Origin of the sequence: Pseudomonas sp. MH10, assembly GCF_034353045.1 — a bacterium.
Taxonomy (GTDB): domain Bacteria; phylum Pseudomonadota; class Gammaproteobacteria; order Pseudomonadales; family Pseudomonadaceae; genus Aquipseudomonas.
In genome coordinates this window covers 4,928,568-4,947,961 of sequence record NZ_CP133783.1, presented here as the reverse complement: position 1 = coordinate 4,947,961, position 19,394 = coordinate 4,928,568, and the positions used below count along the sequence as shown (strand labels likewise).

The following is a 19,394-nucleotide window of genomic DNA, read 5'->3' as shown; positions in this document are numbered from 1 at the left end:
GCGAACGGCTTCGGCTCACCGCTGAGGTGCAGGAGCTGAAGCAGTCAGGCGTCTTGAATGGACTAGAGATCACGGAAAAGACAGGTAGCGCATCAGATGATGCCCGATCACTCTTTGAAGTCGTCGAACATGTTCGCGTCCTTGAGCCACAGCTCGCTGAACTGAGGGCCAGTCGGCTTGAGATTCAAACTGCCCATGGCAATGGGCGGGAAGTCAGAAAGATGTTGCGTCGAAGTGCTATCGTTATGCCATAAACAAGGAGTAGTCGCCTGACCACGGTGATGACCTCTATGGGCCCCGAATTGAGCGAGTTTGCAGACCAAAGTTCGGTCACACCCTCACCGTCCCCGCGCGGGACAGATCCAAAATGCGTTGAACAACCGACATCCGTCGAAGTCATAGCGATGTGGACAAAGGTGAAAGAAGATGGTTGACTCACTGGATCGGATCTCTATAATCCGGTAGCTTTTTTCAGGATATTTCCCTGAAAACACCCGTAGCAGGCCCGAATCACGCACAGACAAGACGCGTCAATGGGCTACAAACGCAGAGATAGGAAAAGGAGTTGAATGCGATGACGACTGATCGTTTGTTTGACAAGATTCGCAATCGAGTTGGTGAGACCCCAGAGCAGCGTGAGGCTGCGGCCCGCGCACGCATGAGCGCGCTCAATCAGAAGCTGGAACGTCAGCTCGCCTCTCAAGCCATGACTCCAGAAGTGCTGGCAAAAGCCTGTAGCCTCTGATTTTTCCTGTTTCATAAAAAGCAGCCTCAACGGCTGCTTTTTTTTTGCGCGATCAAAATGACTCCATACCTCGTTTCCAGTTTTCAGAAGGCCACGCTCAGCGCCTTGATTCGCGAGTGCTTCGGCTACGACTTCGCTGACATCTTCATGAAAGAGCAGGTCACGTACCTGTTCAATTACCTCCAGGAGCGGCACTGTGTCTCCATGCTGCTGGAGCCGGAGTACATTGATCGCGAGTTTCTGGAAGACTATTCCCGTTACTACGTAAAGCGTTTCGGTAACGACAGCTATGAATGCGGTCGCATCCACTTCTTCAGCCATGAGATTGACCATAAGCACTTGGATCTGCTGCTCCAAGGGGAGCCCGAGGATGGACTTACCCCAGAGAAGCTTCAGGAACACTACCTGGGCTTCATGGTTGTCAAACCCTTAAGCCGAACCTTTGTAGGCAAAACGTGCCTGCAGCTCACCGGCGACAAGGGTGCTGGGGACGGCACCAAGAAGAAAATCGCAAAGCGATACGAGGTGAACCTTTTCGGCATAAAGCTGCATGTCGACTCGATCGCTTTCCAGGAACAGGACAAGGTCGTGGCCGCATGTGCGACCACCGCCATTTGGACGGCACTTCATGCGCTCCCTTGGCGAGACGTTAAACACGTTCCCTCCTGCAGCGAAATCACCATCAATGCGCTGAATTTCGTTGAGGGCTCGAACAACGGATTCCCCAATAAAGAACTCACGAACAAGCAGATTCAGCGCTCCTTGGACGTTGAAGGTCTTCGTTACCACTCGACCCTTCTTCTGGAGCAAAACCTAACATGGTTCCAGGCCTGTGTGACCTCGTATATCGACAGTGATTTACCTTTGGTGCTGGTGGGTGAAGTGTTTTCGGTCATGCCGCCAGCCCCGACTGAGGCCCAGGCAGCAGAGCAGGTTGAGGCTCAAGCGCCGGAACAGGCTGAAGCTCAGACTGGGGAACAGACTGAGACCCAGGCGCAGGAACAGGCTGACGAAGCGGTGCTCACTCTTAAGAGAGTGGGCGGTCACGCGGTGACTGTGCTCGGGTACGATTTCAGAGTTGGCTCGAACCTTCTCTACATTCACGACGATCGCTTGGGGCCTTATGCCAGAGTAGACCTGATAGAACTGAACGACTACGAAACGTCTGGGGAACTCCCTGCGCGTCGGACAGGTTGGGCGTTGGCATTCCGCCGCACTCCTGACCTAGGCAGGACATGGCTGGATGCCCACGAAATTCTAATCCCAGACGCTTGCATCGTGCCCGCAGAGAAGAAGGCTCGTCTACCCTTTCAATATGCGCACGGCACAGCTGAAGCGATCGCGGAACAGATCGGTCTTTGGACGGAGCCGCTACTGGCCTCTGAAGAAAGTCGGCTTGAGCCAGGCCCTGTGAGATACAACATCAAGCTGTCCTCAATTGCCGAGGTCAGAGAGCACGTGCGTAACCACAAGCTGGAATACTCGGGTGGTGAAACGCTGCAAGTCGAAGTCGATGAAGTGGTTTCCTTCACCGCAACAGAGCTGGAAAGGTGGAAGGAGGATCGCATCCGCATTCTGACCAGCCCTATGGCCAGGCTGCAGTGGGAAATGGACTTCTTCTGGGGCAACAAAGAAATTTTCAAGGTGCTGCTGGACGCGACAGACATTCCCTTGGGCAATGCGGTGTCTGGAGTTTATGCAAGCGACCCGCTGTATTCCGAGTTGTTCTTCGGTTTGTTCCGCGAAGCGGAGCCCAGCGGCGCGGAGACTGATACAACCCATTTTTATGGATCGTTTCGCAAGGCGCTTGAGTTGCGCGAACTCGACTACATCGACCACCTCAACCAAGCGTACGGCGCACTACGGGCGCCACTGAAGCTTGAACCCAGCGAGGTGGGTGATTCGGGCAAGGGTTTGAACCCTACCCTGGAACATTATTTCGACCCTCAGGAGACGACACTGCAGGACGTCTTCCCTCAAATTGTTTCAGATCCAGTTATGCAGAACCTGATCTGGGCTATTGGTCGCGATGGCAGCCTGTTCCTTGCAGTGGATATCTCCGAACCGAAGCAGGGCCATCCCAGCATGACTGGCCTGCAAGCAGCTCGGATCGCGGGCGAAATCTGGTGGACTGAAGAAGATGGGAAGGCCTTCTGGCATGTCAACTACTCGTCAGGTCGGTACAGCCGCGACTACGCGACTCCTGACAAGTACTTGAAAAACGCTGTGCGGAAAATCGCCTCGTTCTTCCAGGACAAGGTCGAATTCGTGGCAAAAGGTCTGAGTCGTCCTCCTCTGGTGGAAGAGCGGATGAGACTGGAGAAAGAAGAAAGTGAAAGGGTTGAGCAGGCTTAAACCGGTGTGCGTCGACGGTTTGGCTAGGGCCTGTCGACTACTGAGGGGGATAGCCCACACCAAGCTGACGAGGACGTCGTCACGAAATCGCTTAACAATCTCCGGGGTGAGGCGAGCCGGGATTAGGCCGAGCAACCTACCATCCCCAAAGCACGGTGCCACTACGAAGATGAATCGCGCAAAGCTTCGCACTAGAACCATCGGATGCGCTGCCCTGCACTTCACCTGTGAGAAAATGATGGTGCAATATCTCGACATCGCTCTTGAAATGGAAGCAGAACGACATCACATGAGGATTGCCGGTGGCGATAAGGAATTCATCCAGGATTGCCCGGACTAAGGAAGCAATGAACATGGCAAAGCCAACCACGATCAGTGAAATTAACGCCAAATACTCGTACACCGACGAAAACCCAGGCGGCAAGCGCGATGCCGCGCTGGTTTCGTGCGCCCAGTGCGATGACTACAACGAGCTGCAGTACATCTACGACAAGAAATTGCTGCCTCTGGTAAATGCTGGGAGGATCACCAAGCAAGCGGCAATCGACGCGCTTTCGCAAAGCTGTGAAGAGCTGGCGAATCCTCGTACACGCGTGAAGTTCTACGCCCTGCTGACCAAGAGACTGGGCCAAACCATCAGTTGATTGCTCTGGTTCGCGTGGATGATGCTGACCTGCGCGAAGCCACTGATGCTGACTCACAAGCTTTTTAGACACCCATGACCAAGGCTTCGACGAACAGGCTCATCAGACCCGGCGGGTACACTTCTTGGTCACACTCCGCCAGCTCGGCCTCAGACCACCACCTCACTTCGGCTATAGCGCCGCGCTCCTGGCCACTCCATGCGGCAGAAGAGCACTGCTCGGTATCTGCACGCACCACGTAGTAGTGTTCGATCGCAAGAACATCTTCACCGTTAGGCATTTGCCAAGGGAATTCCCTGTGCGCGATGCATGGGCCAACGGACTGAACCTCTACCCCGGTCTCTTCCTTAAGCTCGCGCGCCGCAGCCGCTTCGAATGACTCATCCCTCCTGAGCTGCCCACCGGGTGTGGCCCAGTAGCTCATCCCTGCCAAGGCGCCGGTTTTGTACTCGATCTTGAACAGCATCAGTCGATCAATCGGACTAATCAACAGGATGCGTGAGGCTAAACGGCGTCGCGGCATAACTCCTCCACAGATGAGCGCTAAGCAATCACGCCCAAGACCTCACTGCCCCTCATCCGTCGAACCTCCACGACAAAGCTCGCGATGTCGGGGACTGCGTAATCGACAACCAGCTCGACCACGGTTTTTTCCGGCGTGCCTGAACGCTTAACAGGATAATCTGGAATTCTACGGAAGATCTCGGTGCCGCGACGATGTGGAATGGGCCAAGTATTGCCCGAGTTCATGTGGCACAGCCAGATAGCTTGGGCATAAACCGGAATGAAGGTCGAAGAGTCGAGCGTCAGGACATCGTGTTCGAGACTACGATAATCACGGGCGCCAAGCAGACCATGAAGGCGCTTCTCCTCGGCCCAAAAAAAGACTTTGCTGTTGATCAACTCATACCACTCGCGTGGTGTTGTCCCATCCGTGAGGGCCCTGATCAAACGGCCCTCAGGCATCGGTTTCTGATCACGAAGCACAATGTTGGAGGGGTCGCCGGCCCTCACATCCAGCTTCTGCCCACGATGTTCACTCTCGTATCTTGCGCGGTCGCTATCTCCAACTGCGAGGTGATCCAGGACTGCTGTGGCACTCATCAATCCGCGCGTGCGAATGCTGTCCCAAGCTCCGCATTCGGCCATGTGGTAAACCCGAGGGTAAAGCTCGATCAACTTGTCCAGATCCATCTGTTATCTCCTGTCAGAACGTGCAGTCCAGTTGCGTCGATCGATAAGCGATCGTAAATCGCTGGTGTGTGGGTCTCGCGGAAATCTAGTATTTATCAGCGAGACAGGGGCTTGGGAAACACGCTCCAACTCCTCCACGAACTTGATCGTCTCCGGATGAAGCTGCTCGAATCTGCGGGCTTTGCTGTTGGTGGACTTCAGATAGTCTGCAAAGGTCAGAACTATGTCGGTGGGAGCGTTGAGCGCGCATGCTTTGCGGAATTGATCCCACTCGAACCAGCCGACTCGCCGGTTACGCCGAGTTGTGGACGTCTTCTCCGCGGAGTTCAACGCTTGGGCTTCCAGCCCTGCATCCTCCGCAATTGCATCAAAGGTCGTCGCATGCTTGAGAGGCCCAGATGTATGGCCGCTGCTCCCATCAGGATTTCCAACGCGGATAGGCATTGGACGAACGACCATGAGTATTTTACGGATCCGGCTGGGTGATATTCCAGCTTCAGCGAGACACCCGGCAACGTTCGTATCGCGGGAGGTCACATGCGGATAGTCGCCGTGGAAAATACTCAGCCCACTTCCTTGCGTGCCCTCCAACAGAATGGAGTGACCACTGCGGTATGCCTCCTCCAAACGATCTGAGGTGCAGCCACGATAATTCCCAGGAGTTCCGACATAAGGGCGGAGCTCATCCACATCTCGCGCAAGCCTGATGTCCTTACCTCTGCTCAGAATACGTCGCGCAGCCGCTACCCCACTCCCGCTTCCAGTCGATGCGATGGTTGAGACCAGATGTCCCTCCTTCTCCGTCCCTATGTCCTCATCTTCAATGATGGTGGCTTGGGGGTCGATGAACAGCCGATCTTCGCTGATACCACACTCCTCGATCTCCCTCAAAAGCCCAGGCAAATGAATGGTCATTCCTGGGCCGAGAAGCAGCCGGGCAGTCACATCACGCGACCCTGAAGGCAGATGATGGTAAGTGTAAGGGCCGGCAGAACTGGCGACGGTATGCCCAGCGTTGGGGCCACCGACACGCACCATCACATCGTACTCACGGGCGAGATACGCAACGATGTTGCCCTTTCCCTCACTTCCGTATTGCCCGCCAATGAGCACATCCACGCATCTGATTTCAGGCGGCGTGTACAAATGCAAACGGGCGGCGACGCGAACAAGTGTGTCATTGGAGTCCGAGCGCTCAGTGTAGATACGGACATCAGCATCATCCTTGAGCGCTTGGATCTCCTCCTGATCCCTGAGTTGATTGACATCACCATAAGGCTGAGGATTTGCCTCGCCTTCTACCCGCGTTGCATAACGCTGCAAAAGCGTGGGGTCACTCGCGTAAAGGTGAACGTGCACGAGGTCTGCTCCGAAGGCTCGTCGAAACTGTAGTACCTGCGCGAGCGTATTCAGGTGATCAACAACTAACGGTTGGCGATGTTTCTCCTTCTCGCACATTGCCTGGGTTTTCAGAAGCATCCATTGGTCAAAGTCGACATCATCCAGTTCGCGTCGCCGATCAAGAATGGCGGGCTGCTCCATGCGAAGGCGCCACTGCGGATCGTCAATGAATCGACGATCGCTAACCACGGCGAAGCCAAATTCCTTTTCCAGCAAACTGGCCAATCCACTCTTGCCACTACAAGTCTTACCGCTGATCACAACGATCTGCCGAGTTTCCATGTGCTACTTCTCCCAGATACTCATGATCTGATCTGCAACTTCCAACGGGGTGTAACGTTCGGTGTCCAGAACTTTGTCCGCAAAGCCTGCAAGCGAACGGGCACTCTGCTCGTTCAGGTGCAGTATGCTTGCCCGGTACTTTTCGAGATGGTCTAAGCCACGGGCAGCGTACCGCTGCTCCAGAACAGACTCTGGCGCAACGATGTGCACATGCCTCACCGCACTTGCGAAGCGGAGCCTGAACAGCTCCACCTGTCTGGGTTTGCGGACTGCGTCTAATAGCCAGTTATTAACACCTGGCCGAGCTTCAAGGGTCGGGATCGCAACAGACTCGATGAGCCAAGAGAAGTCAGTTTCTCTGTCGAGAGAGTCACCGAGTTCCTGGAGGTTATGACGATCAAGTGGCTCATTCCGGGCAGCCAGCTGCGCCCGCAGAAAGGAGCCACTGCTGATCGGAACAAACCCATGGAATTCTTGGAGGGCGGCAGAAACTGACGTCTTGCCACTGGCCATTGGGCCACTTAAAAGAACTAGTCGCTTCACGTGATGACAATCCCTGTCTTGCGATATCAATATAGCTATAAAGCGTAGTTGGCCCTGCTAAGGTCGTAGTTTTTTTTCCACGCTGGTCAAGCAATAGGCCATAGGGTGAGTTCAGCTGATTGGACACTGATCATTGCCAAACTTGCTCCCTCAGTTAAAGTCCTCCTATGAGCTTGCCGCTACTCCCGTTCATTGCGATGATGCGCCCCTTTGTGACTGGCGCAACGTGGAAGGTGGCAAGCAAGGATGGCGATTCAAAAAGGTCGAATCAGGCCAGGAAAATGCAGAGTGGTGTTCTTCGATTTGGAATTTTACGTTCCTGACAAGAAGCGCACGGAGTCAGGTTTCTGCTACAACCCTTGGGACAAGGATTGTAGGTTCATCGGTGGCTCATTTCTGGTTGCTAACCCCGAGCGGGACTTCAACATCGCAAAATCTGAAGTCCTTAAGAAGACCAAATCGTTTTGGCTATGGGAGCATGCGACAGAGAAAGAGATGATTGAGAAGATCTATGCCTTACTCAAAGCTGCATGTGACCAGGTAAAAAACGCCCACGATGGCGCAGTGTCCGCAATTTTGTGCGGGATCGGAATTACCTCTTCTGACGTTCCGATTCTGTTCGAGCTGTTTAAGCGCTTTCACATTCTTTCGAATCAAGAAGCCTTCGCTTTCCAAAACAGCTTTCGGGTCGTAGACCTTTCGCAGCTCGTTATCGGAACGTTCAATAATCCTGGCAACCTTTTATACCCAAAATCCAAAAATCACATTCTGAATAAATACATGCACGGGACGAAATTCGAGCCGGGCAAAAGCGTTTGGCAGCTCTATGAAGCAAAGAGCCATGCTGAGATTCAGAGTCGCGTGCTGGATGAAGTATATTCGACACATAAATGCTATGAGTTGATTCAGTCAGATTTCGAATCGTTTAAGAACCTTGAGGCAAGGAACAAGAGGCATGAGAAGCTTCTGAGTAAGGCAAGGGACGCTGCGGCTGAGGTTTCCTCTGATGTTTGAAGCCGCTGAGTAATAATCAAGCCCCTTACGGGGCTTTGATACGGCGTCGTCGTGGCAGTTTTATTCAGCGCACGGCATGAGAATGAGCTTCACCCCAAGGCCAGGATCTGGAGCAACGGTGCGAATTGGGCCAACTGGTCTAGGCCGAAGGGTCGGAGTCAACCGTACCCACGAAGCCCCACTCTTCTTCCCTCAACCCCCAAGCCTTCGTATCCACGCTAATCGAGTCTTCTTCCATTACTAACGATTGAGCGGTAGGGTTCTCGACAGAGCAACTGAGTTTGCACCGAAACTCAAACGAATCATCCTGCAAGTGGCCATCACCGCGCCGAACGTCTGAGTTAGACCCCCACTGTAGTTGGACATCTATAAACCCAGCCGCAACCAAATGAACAGTGTCATGGGTAATCCGCTCAACCCGGCTGAAATTGACACTGACGTGTTCTAGTGAATAGTGATGAGCTACGCTATCTAACGCTTCGAGAGAGTCAGAAACGACCTCGTGGATGGCCTGGTCTTCGATCGCTTCAAAAAGGCTGTGAGCTATCAGGCTGTGGCAATTGACCATCGCCAGACCCAAACTTCTTAGGGCATCAAGTGACTTTTCGACAAGCACTTCAACCTCATGATTAGGAAGGTTGAAGGTTGTCTCTCCTACGTGCGTGTACTTGCTAAGTTCGGTCAGCGAGTCTCGGATCGCCTTACGTTCTGGCGACAGATCAAGCTTTAGCTCGTTCGCTACATATTCGTCTGACAGTCCTCCCTGAACCACATACCGAGCGTGCTGGATCTTCGTGACTCCATACTTAACGTCAGGGCGTAGAATCTCGTTCTTGTACCATGAGCACTGCAGAACTTCTGCCTTGGGGGCCCGCTGAGTCAAAATAGAGCTGGTCAGTTCCCGCAACGCGTAAGCGAAGTTGTTGAAGCGGAGCTTATTGTCAACGTCTTCCAAGTTTCGGAGCGCTGCGGCGTAGAGAGAATGATGGAACTCATTCTGCCCCAGCAGCCATTCTATCGGGTCTTGGATAGTGATCATTTCTTCGGCCACGCGCTAGCACTCATGGGATTGGTTTTGGCCCGGTGTTAACGCAGTCACCCTCAAAAACGTGACGAGCCTCGTGGGTAGCGCACCGGGTGGTTAGCGTTGATGGCATTGACCGTGCAGCAGGACGAGTTCGCGTGCTCGCAGGTTTGGGTACTGCCGGCGAAACCGGCTGCTCCTCGGGCATCTTGGCCGCGACCGTTCCGGCACTGCAGAAAAGCGCCTGATGCATTTCTTCTTCACTCAGCTAATCATTCACTGAGATTCTCCGTAAGCGTCTGCCCAACACACCTTGCGGTTAAGCAGGCATCCACTTATGCGGGAGCAAGTCGGTAATCTCACTTGCCCGCTGCGTCGGCAGGCGAGTGAGAACATCCTTCAGATAGGCATATGGATCATGGCCGTTGAGCCGAGCCGACTGGATCAAACTCATGATCGCCGCCGCACGTTTGCCACTGCGTAGCGAGCCTGCAAACAGCCAATTAGAGCGCCCCAGAGCCCACGGCCGGATCTGGTTCTCACACCAGTTATTGTCTATGGGTACCGCGCCGTCATCGAGATATCGAGTCAGCGCCGTCCAGCGTCTGAGGCTGTAATCCAAGGCTTTGGCGATGGCCGATCCTTCAGGCACAAGCTGTCGCTGGGCGCTCATCCAAGTGTGCAACGCATCGATAATGGGTGCCGCTTTTTCCTGCCGTATTCGTTGCCTAATGTCTGGTTCCAGCTCTTTTACTTCACGCTCGACTTCGTACAGCGCGGCGATGTAGTGCAGCGCTTTTTCTGCGATCTGGCTCTTGTTGGTGGCGTGCAGGTCGAAAAACTTGCGGCGCGCATGGGCCATGCAGCCGATTTCGGTGATCCCCAGATCGAAGCTGGCTTTGTAGCCCGAGAAGTCGTCGCAGACCAGCTTGCCACTCCAGCGGTGCAGGAAGTTTCTCGCATGTTCGCCCGCTCTACTTGGGCTGAAGTCATAAACCACCGCTGCCAAGTCTGCGAACTGGCTAGTGGCGTAGGCCCAGACATAAGCTCGATGGGTCTTTTTGGCACCCGGCATCAGCATCTGCACGGGCGTTTCGTCCGCGTGGATTACGCCATGCTCAAGCACCGCTTCGCGCAAAGCGTCCACCAGTGGTTGAAGCTGTACGCCGCAGGCGCCGACCCATTGGGCCAGGGTCGAACGAGCGATTGGCAGGCCGACACGGCCAAAGATTTTCTCTTGTCGGTACAGCGGCAGATGGTCGGCAAACCTGGCCACCATGACGTGGGCCAGCAGGCCCGCCGTTGGGATGCCTTTGTCGATGACATGCGCCGGTACCGGCGCCTGGATCAGTGTTTCGCACTGTTCACAGGCCCATTTGCCACGGATATGACGCTCAACCGTAAAGACGCCCGGCGTGTAATCGAGCTTTTCGCTGGCATCTTCGCCAACGCGTTTAAGTGCGCAGCCACATTGGCAGTGGGTGTTGTCCGGTTCGTGGTGGATCAACGTGCGAGGGAACTGTGGTGGCAACGGTGCGCGCTTGGGTTGCTGGCGTACGGCGGATGCTGCCGGGGCCGGTTGCAGTGCTTCAAGTTCGGCTTCGATGGCGGCGATATCGGTATCGATCAGGTCATCGAGCAAGCGGCCTTGATCCGGGCTTAGTTGCTCACTGCGTTTGGCAAACTTGAAGCGTTTGAGTAGTGCGATTTCGTGGGACAGCTTCTCGTTAACCGCCTTGTGATGATGGATCTGCTTGTCCATCGTCTCCACTTTTTGATCAAGACTCACGACGCGCTGTATCAACTGCGCCGCCAGCGTGCGCAGTTGTTCAGGGTTTAGTTGGTCAAGATTGGCGAGGGAAGTCATGCCCGTTATTTTGCCAAAGTGGCTTGCTGGAGCCGATGGATATTTTGGACAAATGATGCAGCAAGTCTGCCATCGCTGGGCTCTAAAGCAAGGTGATCACACCCCCGGCACCCACTCTTTGCCACGGTAGTCCGAGTATCAGCGCCTGAAGTTGCTCAGCATCCAGTTCAAGCTCTGAACCGTGGCGAACACCAGGCCAATGAAATCGACCCTGATGCAGTCGACGAGCTGCGAGCCAGATGCCTACTCCGTCATGCACCAACACTTTTATCCGATTGGCGCGGCGGTTGGCGAAGAGATAAGCACAGTGCGGCTTCGCCGCACCGAACACCGCCACGACCCTTGCGAGTGCGGTTTCAGTGCCAGCACGCATGTCCATCGGCGCGGTAGCAAGCCAGATAGAATCGATGCGAATCACTGGGCTAGTCCCCGGACGAATCGGGCACAACCTTCAGGGTCGTTAGCGGGCCAGTTCACCACGAGCTGTCCTTGCCCGCACTGCACGTCGATTTTGATCGTGGGTTCGGTACGCGTTGGGATGTTCTGTTCTAGTTTTAAAGGTACGAAAGCAGGCAGATTTTTACCGTCAAGGTCGCGGTAGAGCGGTATCCATTTGCGCACGAGATTGGCGTTGATGCCATGGCCCAGCGCGACGCTGGCGATAGACGCACCGGGTTGCAAGCATTCCTGGACAACCTGGGCTTTGAAGGACTTGGGGTAAGAGCGTCGTGGGTGCATGGCGATCCGCTTTGTAGGCTAAAAATGGTGTCCACTTAAATTGGTGTCCACCATCGCCCTAAGCGTTGGGATCAGTAAGGTGTGTTGCCCAGACGCTTACGATTCTCCTTATAGATTTTCACGACTTCGTGCCCACCCATTTTATCAGTGTCTCCGTTGAATACTGAGTCCATACAGTGCATTCCCATCCCTCAGGTTCCTCCAATTAACCCCCTGGCAGCCGAGTTGACAAATCGATGGTTTTGCACAAAAATGATGGTTGACAGTATCTCTGATTTGCACAAATTTCGAGGTCGTACCGATGCACGAAACCCAGCACCCAAGCCATTTTGCACCTGAATTGCTTCCCGAATACCTGGATCTGGTCTGCCAAGAGGTGATTTCAGTTGCGTATCAGGCGCTGGCGGATGCATCGACGCCACACGACACTGCGTATACGCGAGCAACCCTGCTCTACGGACGCCTTCAGGGTTTGTGCAAAGCGCTGGGTGCGGATCTGACCTTGCCATGGCTTGAGCTGCGAAATGGCACCATGGACTTCACAATTAGCATCAACGGCGTCCTGCTTCAGATCGTCACCGACGATCCGGATGCTCCCAAGAAATCCCATCGGCTGAAGGCCAACCTGGTTGAGCTGCATCAACTGAGTCTCTTTGAGGCCAGTCCAGATGTGTCCACTTGGAGGCTGTTTGTCGACGGAAACAATGACCTCGAATTTTCTGAGTTCAAAGCAACGATTGTCGGGTTTGATATCAACAAAATCCCCCTCTGCCAATGGACTCACGAGTACAAAGCAACTGTTCCTGTCAGAACCAGCGATCTGCCTGCACAAGTCGAGATCGAGGAACCTTTGATGGTTCGCAGAAACAAAGACGCCGACAAGAAAAAACCCGACGAACCTGGCAGCGTAGATGGACGATAGAACACAGCAACTTGCATTAGGCGACGAATTCTCTCCGGACAAGCTGCGCCTGGCGCGCTGCGCGTCTAATTGGTCGCTTGCAGACATCGGTGATCTGCTCGGGGTAACCCGTCAGTACGCCCACAAACTGGAGGTGAACGGACTTCCTTCGCCGGCTCAACTGGAAATGTTGAGCACGGCTTTGGGCGTTACCCAGGAGTTTTTCTTTGCGCCCAGGCGCAGTTCCGTGGAGCTTGAGCAGTGTCATTTCAGAAGCGTGCGCGCTTCGACGTTGACGATAAAGAAGTCGATTGCCGCTCAAGTCGAACTGTTCGAGTTGCTGATTGATGAACTGGACAAGGAAGTCGCGTTTCCGGAAGTCAACTTTCGGACTCATGATGAGCCGGTTTCCAGCGTTGATGGTATTGAACAGATCGCTGAGCGTTTCCGCAGAGAGCAATCACTTGGCCTTGGCCCGCTCTCCAACGTGACCCGACTGGTTGAAAAGATCGGAGTGCTGGTGGTCAATATCGCTGACGCCGATGACCGCATTGATGCTTTTTCCTTGCACAACAAGCGTCCGCTGATCGTTCGCAACACTGCAAAGCAAAATCCATGCAGGCAGCGCTTCGACATTGCCCACGAGCTCGGGCATCTGGTCATGCATCAAGGGGTAGAAACTGGCTGCCGGCATACGGAAGATCAGGCGAACCAGTTCGCAAGTGCGCTGCTAATGCCAAGGGCCAGCTTCTCCGGGGAGTTTCCCGCAATGCGAGGTAAGTATCTCAATTGGAACGCGCTGGGCGAGCTCAAGCTAAGGTGGAAGGTGAGCTTCAAGGCGTTGATATACCGCGCTCAGTCTTTGGATTTGATTACCCAAGAACAGGCCAAGTCTGGCTTCACTTACCTGAATCGCAAAGGCTTCACGCGCCGCGAAGACCTTGATGATCAAATTGAGATGGAGTCACCTCGCTTGGTGCAACGCGCCATGGATTTGCTTGATCACGCGAGCTGGAGAAAATCGCTCAAAGCTTGTGGCCTTACGCGTGAGATGGTCGAGAATCGCTTTTTACTCAAGCCACCCCAATCACCTTTGAAATTGGTTTGAGAATAGTCAAGCCAATGCAAACCTCGACTTGATTATTCATGCCTACCAACTCGGGTACCCGCCCACTTTACAGATGTCATAGATGAATTACCTACACCAGATCCAGCACCAAGCCGAACAGATCTTTGGCAACAAAGAGAAAGCAGATGCTTGGCTCAATCAGCCCAAAAAAGCTTTGGGTGACCGAGCGCCACTGGAGCTTGCGCGATGAGGAAGGATCCTCATTGGCCAGGGATGAGCTTGAGCGAATCACCCACGGATACGCTTTCTAACGGCGACTCTCCATAACGCCCATTTCGCTGCGGATCTGGGCTTGGGGCGCGTCCGCTGAAGGAGCATATTTCGGAGTCAGCGAAGCGCTCCGATTCTCAAGAGCAAAGCGTCGGACGTGCACCCAAACACGATTTCAAATGAAGCAGATTCGACCGCTATGCTGGCATTAAAGGCTGGCATTAAAGGCTGGCACCCAGTATGAAACAATTGCTGAGGTTGGTCATGAGCTTAAAGCAGTTGTTCAATCGAACCTCCGCCTTTTCAGAGATCCTCGTCCGCTAGCCAAACCTCCTCGCAGCGCTTGATACGCTCGCGAATAATTGAGCGCTCACCTGCACCATTCTTTCCCGGAGCCAGCGATGATCCAGGAAGAATTCTTCAGACGCTAAGTGAGGCAAAGGTACTCGCTCCAAGATTATATCATTTGATTGGCAATCCGCTGGGTAGCACTGGCGAGGTAACCGAGTAAAAGGCGCTGCGAATAGAGGTCTACAATTTAACTCTGGCAGGTTGGCTATCATGGAAGGCCCTTAGCTAATATCGACCGCTGTTCTTGATTAAATCGTACAGACACACAGCTTTCGCAAAATCGCTAATGACATGAGTTGTGTCGGCATGTTTTTTCAAGATTTCAAACAGGTCTTGTTGCCCATGCTTTATTAGTTCCGGCTCCATGTAAGGTAGCATGCGAAGGAAGACGTTGAAGTCAAGTGCCTGGTATAGTTCATTAACACTGTTATTAACCTGTGGAATTGTTTTCGATCTTCGGAGTTCGTATCCCTTGCTTCGATAATCTTCGATAGTTAATTTATACCGGATATGGGCTCCTTCACATAAATCAGAGGACTTTTCCGTAAGCTCCCCCGTCTCGGTCAGGTATCCTGCTTTTTTTAAATAATAGAATACGGGGAGCCTCTGAGCGCCCTTAGCGAGTTTAGGGAATACGCTTGTCACCACGTCGATAGCTTCGTAGCTTCCTGTTTCGAAGATTACCTCCCTAAGGAGGTGGCTTCGCTCTAGGCCTACTAGCCCCTGCTTAGCAATGGCTTCGCCCTTTTTTACCGTAGAGATAGCGCCATATCCGACGACGAATTCGGTCAGAGAATCACTCTTCCCTAAATCTTGCTCCTGGCGCACATAAAGCTGGCCTTTAGGGTCATCGGTAATAACCAACTCATAAAGCTCATCTTTAATGGTTCTGAAAATGTGTGCAGGTATGCGTTTCTTGGTCTCGGCGAGAACTTCGAATAGTTCGATAAAACTACTTGTTGTTATCAACTTTACAGGGATTCGTTTGTGAATCACCGAGTCAGTTATAGTCGGGCCGTCTAGTTTATCCTTCCACTCAACGAACATCAGCTTATCTCTAAGGAAGTCCAGGCTTTTTTCAGGGAAGCAGTTTATGATATCTTCCAAGATATCTGCGATGTGGGGGTCAGTAAGCGAGTAGCCTAGAAAGATTACCGGTCTCTCTATAAATATGGTTAATAGTTTAGAAGAGAGATACGGGTTTTTTCTGCGGTATTCTTGGTAATCATTTGACGTGAGCACCAGTGAGTTTGGCTGGCTCGAACATCCGTGAATTTTGTAAATCTCCGCAATTCCATGGCTCCTGCCTGCGATAAGGCCGTCTTGGCCAATAAAATTGGTAAACTTTGGGAATAACTGCTCAATAAGGCAATCCCAGTTTGTCGTTATAACACCGTCAATATTCGCTCTGCTCAGTAGATCTAACTCGGCCTGATACTCTCCGCTGATATTTGTGTGGGCTGATTTTAAATATTTGGATATTTCAATTTTTAGAATAGAACTCTCATTAAGCATATCTGCTTTATATTCTTGAGACGTCTCTTCCGAACCGGGGAGCTCCCACCACTTACTGCAGTAAGTTTCGGCGAGCAATTGAGCATACTTTGGTAAGTCGCCGCTGGAATTGGTCTTAAGCCGGAGGGAGTTCTCGCCTATCAAGGAGCAGAATTTTTGGAGCAACTGTTCCCAGCTTTCCACGCCAAGATACCGGCGTGACATTCCTGAGCCGATAAACAGCATCGGAGATGCCTCAAATTTTTTGAAGTGTTGATTCAGGCTTTCCTTGAACGTCACTCTGACTTCCCCTTTAGTGGTTAGCGTCCTAGGCGCTAGGTGAAAATCGTCTCGATGAGCTCTCGACGGCCTATCCGTTTGCCTTAGGACGGCAGTCTTGATCATGACCTTATGGTAGCTTCAGGGCGGCCGTACTACGAACACTTTATAGCTATAGCTAGCAAATACTTAGCGCTTTCACCTAGGCGAATAGATGCTTCATTCTAAAGTAGGTAGTCGCACGACTCTGGGGAAAGAGTGCCACCGCGCCGACTAAACTATAGAGCCTAGAAGTCATTTTCGAACGCCGCTTAATGAAGAAGGTAGGTGTGCAGACTTAGGATGAGGTTTATGCATGCCAATTCATTGTTGATGTCGAAGGATGGCGTATTACGATCTACACCGATTGCGATGAGCTGGACTACTGCGAGGAATGCCTGTGCCCAGATTGCAGGCGATGGACTTTCGACGCTGGCAATCGCTTCGGCACAGACCCGATTGCTTTACTACCAACGTGAGAACATCAAACACTTGAGCGCATGTTAAAAGCTGTGTGAGGCTAATTTATTGAATGTTTGCGTGGCCCCTCCGGTGGACGGCTGTCGTGAATCAAGCAAGCCCGTTGATTCTCGCAGGTGCCTTGACCCTTTGGGCCATCGAGACTGTCATAATGTTTTCCGGGCCCGCTCCCGAAGGTCGGTCTAATTAATCGTTCACCGATCTCGCCCGTAGCTACACCCGCGCATCCCAGAGCCCCAAAAATGAACTACATAGAGCAGATCCAGCACCAAGCCGAGCAGGTTTTGGCAACAAAGAAAAAGCTGATGCTTGGCTCAATCAGCCCAAAAAAGCTTTGGGTGACCGAGCGCCACTTGAGGTCGCACGAGAGGAGGAAGGATATCTACTGGTCAAGGATCAGCTTGAGCGTATCAGGCACGGATTCTCATTCTAACGGCGGTGGTCACCCGGTAGGCTCAGCCGGCCAACAGGTTAGCTACCATCCACACTCGATGATAAGGAAATCCATGCAATCGCTTTCGCTCCATAAATTGCCCAGATGGGTAAAAATTTTTACCCTGCTCTCTGGTGCATTGGTAGCCGCTGGGCTAGCCCCACATGACCTAAAGTGGTTCGCTCCCAATTTTTTATATTACTGGGCGCCGCATGTGGCCGTGCTGCTTGTACTGTGTGTGCTTCGTGCGTCTTACCCATTGATCGCGGCGGCCGCTATTGCCCTCTCAACCTATCTGGCCCTGTTTGGGGCATGGGTTTTCTCAGCTAGCCACCCCGACTCGATGGCGTGGGTGGGATACCTTCTAAACTTCCCCGGTGCGCTGGCCGGTGCTGTGGTAGGGCGTATTCTGGAATGGCGAAAGTCCCTAGTTTCAACTGCCCTACCGTTTGGCGTCGGCTGTACTTTCGTAGCGATGGGCCTTGCGTTGAATCAGACCGTTGTCTGCATGACGGTTATGGCTTGCAGGATTGGATAGGTCAGCCTGCGTCAGTAAACCCAATCCTGCGCTTGCGAGCTCCGCTTACCAGACATGTGCAAAATTAACTGCAAATATTTTACTAATGGTGAGCTAAAAGCTGCGCTCTGTAAGGGTTTTAGAGATTTAGGAAATGTGCAAAAAATTGCATGCGCTCCTTGCTGTATTTGAACCCTGACCAAAGTACCGGATCTAACGAATCCTCTATTGCTTTGTCATCAAACGCTCATCTAATGTACTAACGGCAAGCAGCGGCAAGAATGTCGAAAATATCTGGTCACTCTCCCCGACAGACCCGCCGAAGCGATGATTGCACTTCGATACGCAGGTTCTGTAAATGAATGTATGGGCGTTCCATTGGTAGTGGATGCGTCGTCGGTGCTCCGCTAGGTTTGAACACAAGTTGGAATACGTGATCCACTTTGTCCATTACGGCTTCTGCCATCTAATGCACAGGTACCCATCGATCGTTGACCGGTCTACCCTCAGCACCCATTCCATGAGATCAAGGGATGAATTATCTAGAGCAGATCCAGCACCAAGCCGAACAGATTTTTGGCAACAAAGAAAAGGCAGACGCTTGGCTCAATCAGCCCAAAAAAACTCTGGGTGACCGTGCGCCACTGGATCTCGCACGCGAGGCTGAAGGATACCTACTGGTCAGGGTTGAGCTTGAGCGTATCAAACACGGGTATTTCGCTTAATTGTTTCTTTAACCGCAACCGAAACGGAAACGATGCCGAGGCCCTTCTTTACTACACTGAATCGTTTAGCCCAAGTCAGGCGACCCACGTGAAGATGCTCGATTGCAAATTACTTTGACTGCTCATTTGAAAATTCCGATGCTACCGGATTTGTGGCATCATAAATTTGGGGCCTCCATCGTCCTAAGCGTAGGGTTCAGGAACGGGTACTGCCCGGATGGTTACGTTTTTCTCGGGTAAAACTGTCTGTGCTTTCCAACATCCCACTTACCGAGATAACGGAAATCGGGCACCCATGAAAATCACGATTGAGGACTGGGATGGTGATGGCGCGATCCGCATCCCTGACGAGACGCTTCAAGAACTAGGTGTTGACGTAGGTGATCAGCTTTTCCTCATTGAGGAATTCATTGGCAATACACGTTGCTTGGTTCTCTCCAAGACACCTAAGGTTCCCGATCGAATCGATGAGCTGGTAGAAGCGTGGGACAGCAAAATACCAAAGTGATAACAACGCCCCAACCCAAAAAAGCTTAAGAACAACGTGCCGATTTTGGAATCAAAAAAAACCGTCCGATTGGAAGCACTTCTCGAATTCGCTCACAGCGTTATAGTTTGTAGACGTCACCCTACCAGCGTTCAGACTGGTCGCTTGGTCAGGGTATGCACCGCTCAACGCGGAACGTCTACAACATAATTCATGCAGACACCGATCTGATAAATCGCCCCCGCAACGTAGGGCCTGTGACTTGAAGTTAGATGGTTGGTGTCGAGCTTCGCTACGGATAGATGACAGAGCAGATCGATATCCACTCCCATAGCAGCAGCTGTGCTCAAAATGGCGATGAGTGCTTCCCGTGCTTGCATGTCGGCCATGACATTACTCCTCCGTTGAGTTTTTCAGCATAGCTGCGTGTGCACGCTTTGATAGATCGAATTGAAGTAGCGAAAAATTACCGTCAACGTTTTCTTTTATGTCAGCGGCTCACATCCATCATCAACCCGCCAGGCGTCTAATTAAAAAAATGC

Annotated in this window: 21 protein-coding genes; 10 read left to right on the top strand and 11 right to left on the bottom strand. The window is 52.6% G+C overall.

The genetic code is table 11. The features are described 5' to 3' along the window. Positions 1 to 574 precede the first annotated feature (574 nt). Complete coding sequence (locus RHM59_RS22360) at positions 575 to 745, top strand: hypothetical protein (protein ID WP_322285450.1); 171 nt, start codon at positions 575 to 577, stop codon at positions 743 to 745. Between the two features lie 57 nt (positions 746 to 802). Beyond that, positions 803 to 3,100 carry a hypothetical protein gene (locus tag RHM59_RS22355; RefSeq protein WP_322285449.1) on the top strand — a complete coding sequence of 766 codons (2,298 nt, stop codon included), beginning with the start codon at positions 803 to 805 and terminating at the stop codon, positions 3,098 to 3,100. Between the two features lie 136 nt (positions 3,101 to 3,236). On the opposite strand, the gene RHM59_RS22350 is transcribed toward RHM59_RS22355, so the two are convergent. Next, positions 3,237 to 3,455 (bottom strand): hypothetical protein, encoded by a 219-nt coding sequence (locus RHM59_RS22350; RefSeq protein WP_322285448.1) that lies wholly within the window; start codon positions 3,453 to 3,455, stop codon positions 3,237 to 3,239. On the opposite strand from RHM59_RS22350, the gene RHM59_RS22345 reads away from it, so the two are divergent. Then, the gene (locus RHM59_RS22345) at positions 3,454 to 3,744 is read left to right on the top strand and encodes a hypothetical protein (RefSeq protein ID WP_322285447.1); all 291 of its coding nucleotides are present in this window, start codon (positions 3,454 to 3,456) and stop codon (positions 3,742 to 3,744) included. The genes RHM59_RS22350 and RHM59_RS22345 overlap by 2 nt on opposite strands. A gap of 64 nt (positions 3,745 to 3,808) precedes the next feature. Here RHM59_RS22345 and RHM59_RS22340 read toward each other — a convergent pair whose 3' ends face one another. Genes RHM59_RS22340 through RHM59_RS22325 form a run of 4 tightly spaced genes read right to left on the bottom strand, consistent with a single transcriptional unit; the run spans position 3,809 to position 7,164 of the window. Next, positions 3,809 to 4,267, bottom strand: coding sequence for an NUDIX hydrolase (locus RHM59_RS22340; protein WP_322285446.1), 459 nt, complete (start codon positions 4,265 to 4,267; stop codon positions 3,809 to 3,811). A 20-nt stretch (positions 4,268 to 4,287) separates the two neighbouring features. Then, positions 4,288 to 4,938, bottom strand: coding sequence for a DUF7002 family protein (locus tag RHM59_RS22335; protein ID WP_322285445.1), 651 nt, complete (start codon positions 4,936 to 4,938; stop codon positions 4,288 to 4,290). A gap of 3 nt (positions 4,939 to 4,941) precedes the next feature. After that, positions 4,942 to 6,621 (bottom strand): adenylosuccinate synthetase, encoded by a 1,680-nt coding sequence (locus RHM59_RS22330; protein ID WP_322285444.1) that lies wholly within the window; start codon positions 6,619 to 6,621, stop codon positions 4,942 to 4,944. A 3-nt stretch (positions 6,622 to 6,624) separates the two neighbouring features. Next, complete coding sequence (locus tag RHM59_RS22325; protein WP_322285443.1) at positions 6,625 to 7,164, bottom strand: AAA family ATPase; 540 nt, start codon at positions 7,162 to 7,164, stop codon at positions 6,625 to 6,627. A gap of 246 nt (positions 7,165 to 7,410) precedes the next feature. Between RHM59_RS22325 and RHM59_RS22320 the strand changes: the two genes are divergently transcribed. Then, positions 7,411 to 8,178: a hypothetical protein gene (locus RHM59_RS22320; protein WP_322285442.1), complete on the top strand. Its 768-nt coding sequence runs from the start codon at positions 7,411 to 7,413 to the stop codon at positions 8,176 to 8,178. 139 nt (positions 8,179 to 8,317) lie between these two features. On the opposite strand, the gene RHM59_RS22315 is transcribed toward RHM59_RS22320, so the two are convergent. The 4 genes from RHM59_RS22315 to tnpA form a co-directional block, all read right to left on the bottom strand. Further along, positions 8,318 to 9,229 (bottom strand): hypothetical protein, encoded by a 912-nt coding sequence (locus RHM59_RS22315; RefSeq protein ID WP_322285441.1) that lies wholly within the window; start codon positions 9,227 to 9,229, stop codon positions 8,318 to 8,320. A 292-nt stretch (positions 9,230 to 9,521) separates the two neighbouring features. After that, on the bottom strand, positions 9,522 to 11,069 hold the full coding sequence (gene tnpC / locus RHM59_RS22310; RefSeq protein WP_322285440.1) for an IS66 family transposase: 1,548 nt from the start codon (positions 11,067 to 11,069) through the stop codon (positions 9,522 to 9,524). 82 nt (positions 11,070 to 11,151) lie between these two features. Next, positions 11,152 to 11,487 carry an IS66 family insertion sequence element accessory protein TnpB gene (gene tnpB, locus RHM59_RS22305; protein ID WP_322285439.1) on the bottom strand — a complete coding sequence of 112 codons (336 nt, stop codon included), beginning with the start codon at positions 11,485 to 11,487 and terminating at the stop codon, positions 11,152 to 11,154. Further along, on the bottom strand, positions 11,484 to 11,807 hold the full coding sequence (tnpA, locus tag RHM59_RS22300) for an IS66-like element accessory protein TnpA (RefSeq protein ID WP_322285438.1): 324 nt from the start codon (positions 11,805 to 11,807) through the stop codon (positions 11,484 to 11,486). The genes tnpB and tnpA overlap by 4 nt, the downstream gene beginning before the upstream one ends. A gap of 301 nt (positions 11,808 to 12,108) precedes the next feature. Here tnpA and RHM59_RS22295 point away from each other — a divergent pair, with 301 nt between their 5' ends. From RHM59_RS22295 to RHM59_RS22285, 3 genes are all read left to right on the top strand, one after another. Then, positions 12,109 to 12,729 (top strand): hypothetical protein, encoded by a 621-nt coding sequence (locus tag RHM59_RS22295; protein ID WP_322285437.1) that lies wholly within the window; start codon positions 12,109 to 12,111, stop codon positions 12,727 to 12,729. Continuing rightward, entirely contained in the window at positions 12,719 to 13,816 is a 1,098-nt protein-coding gene (locus tag RHM59_RS22290; RefSeq protein ID WP_322285436.1) for an XRE family transcriptional regulator, read from the top strand. The genes RHM59_RS22295 and RHM59_RS22290 overlap by 11 nt, the downstream gene beginning before the upstream one ends. Before the next feature lie 82 nt (positions 13,817 to 13,898). After that, positions 13,899 to 14,027: an MbcA/ParS/Xre antitoxin family protein gene (locus tag RHM59_RS22285; RefSeq protein WP_322285435.1), complete on the top strand. Its 129-nt coding sequence runs from the start codon at positions 13,899 to 13,901 to the stop codon at positions 14,025 to 14,027. 596 nt (positions 14,028 to 14,623) lie between these two features. On the opposite strand, the gene RHM59_RS22280 is transcribed toward RHM59_RS22285, so the two are convergent. Next, positions 14,624 to 16,192 carry an SIR2 family protein gene (locus RHM59_RS22280; RefSeq protein WP_322285434.1) on the bottom strand — a complete coding sequence of 523 codons (1,569 nt, stop codon included), beginning with the start codon at positions 16,190 to 16,192 and terminating at the stop codon, positions 14,624 to 14,626. Positions 16,193 to 17,024: 832 nt separating this feature from the next. Between RHM59_RS22280 and RHM59_RS22275 the strand changes: the two genes are divergently transcribed. From RHM59_RS22275 to RHM59_RS22265, 3 genes are all read left to right on the top strand, one after another. Continuing rightward, the gene (locus RHM59_RS22275; RefSeq protein WP_322285433.1) at positions 17,025 to 17,123 is read left to right on the top strand and encodes an antitoxin Xre/MbcA/ParS toxin-binding domain-containing protein; all 99 of its coding nucleotides are present in this window, start codon (positions 17,025 to 17,027) and stop codon (positions 17,121 to 17,123) included. Between the two features lie 1,050 nt (positions 17,124 to 18,173). Then, positions 18,174 to 18,365: an MbcA/ParS/Xre antitoxin family protein gene (locus RHM59_RS22270; protein ID WP_322285432.1), complete on the top strand. Its 192-nt coding sequence runs from the start codon at positions 18,174 to 18,176 to the stop codon at positions 18,363 to 18,365. A gap of 295 nt (positions 18,366 to 18,660) precedes the next feature. Continuing rightward, entirely contained in the window at positions 18,661 to 18,873 is a 213-nt protein-coding gene (locus RHM59_RS22265; RefSeq protein WP_322285431.1) for an AbrB/MazE/SpoVT family DNA-binding domain-containing protein, read from the top strand. A gap of 164 nt (positions 18,874 to 19,037) precedes the next feature. Here RHM59_RS22265 and RHM59_RS22260 read toward each other — a convergent pair whose 3' ends face one another. Next, complete coding sequence (locus RHM59_RS22260; protein WP_322285430.1) at positions 19,038 to 19,241, bottom strand: hypothetical protein; 204 nt, start codon at positions 19,239 to 19,241, stop codon at positions 19,038 to 19,040. Between the last annotated feature and the right edge of the window lie 153 nt (positions 19,242 to 19,394).

Excerpts from the sequence above, each read along its gene's own strand:
- RHM59_RS22360 (WP_322285450.1), top strand. The coding sequence starts at position 575 with ATGACGACTGATCGTTTGTTTGACAAGATTCGCAATCGAGTTGGTGAG.
- RHM59_RS22355 (WP_322285449.1), top strand. The coding sequence starts at position 803 with ATGACTCCATACCTCGTTTCCAGTTTTCAGAAGGCCACGCTCAGCGCC.
- RHM59_RS22345 (WP_322285447.1), top strand. The coding sequence starts at position 3,454 with ATGGCAAAGCCAACCACGATCAGTGAAATTAACGCCAAATACTCGTAC.
- RHM59_RS22350 (WP_322285448.1), bottom strand. The coding sequence starts at position 3,455 with ATGTTCATTGCTTCCTTAGTCCGGGCAATCCTGGATGAATTCCTTATC.
- RHM59_RS22340 (WP_322285446.1), bottom strand. The coding sequence starts at position 4,267 with ATGCCGCGACGCCGTTTAGCCTCACGCATCCTGTTGATTAGTCCGATT.
- RHM59_RS22335 (WP_322285445.1), bottom strand. The coding sequence starts at position 4,938 with ATGGATCTGGACAAGTTGATCGAGCTTTACCCTCGGGTTTACCACATG.
- RHM59_RS22330 (WP_322285444.1), bottom strand. The coding sequence starts at position 6,621 with ATGGAAACTCGGCAGATCGTTGTGATCAGCGGTAAGACTTGTAGTGGC.
- RHM59_RS22320 (WP_322285442.1), top strand. The coding sequence starts at position 7,411 with ATGGCGATTCAAAAAGGTCGAATCAGGCCAGGAAAATGCAGAGTGGTG.
- tnpC (WP_322285440.1), bottom strand. The coding sequence starts at position 11,069 with ATGACTTCCCTCGCCAATCTTGACCAACTAAACCCTGAACAACTGCGC.
- tnpA (WP_322285438.1), bottom strand. The coding sequence starts at position 11,807 with ATGCACCCACGACGCTCTTACCCCAAGTCCTTCAAAGCCCAGGTTGTC.
- RHM59_RS22295 (WP_322285437.1), top strand. The coding sequence starts at position 12,109 with ATGCACGAAACCCAGCACCCAAGCCATTTTGCACCTGAATTGCTTCCC.
- RHM59_RS22290 (WP_322285436.1), top strand. The coding sequence starts at position 12,719 with ATGGACGATAGAACACAGCAACTTGCATTAGGCGACGAATTCTCTCCG.
- RHM59_RS22285 (WP_322285435.1), top strand. The coding sequence starts at position 13,899 with ATGAATTACCTACACCAGATCCAGCACCAAGCCGAACAGATCTTTGGC.
- RHM59_RS22270 (WP_322285432.1), top strand. The coding sequence starts at position 18,174 with ATGAATTATCTAGAGCAGATCCAGCACCAAGCCGAACAGATTTTTGGC.
- RHM59_RS22265 (WP_322285431.1), top strand. The coding sequence starts at position 18,661 with ATGAAAATCACGATTGAGGACTGGGATGGTGATGGCGCGATCCGCATC.
- RHM59_RS22260 (WP_322285430.1), bottom strand. The coding sequence starts at position 19,241 with ATGGCCGACATGCAAGCACGGGAAGCACTCATCGCCATTTTGAGCACA.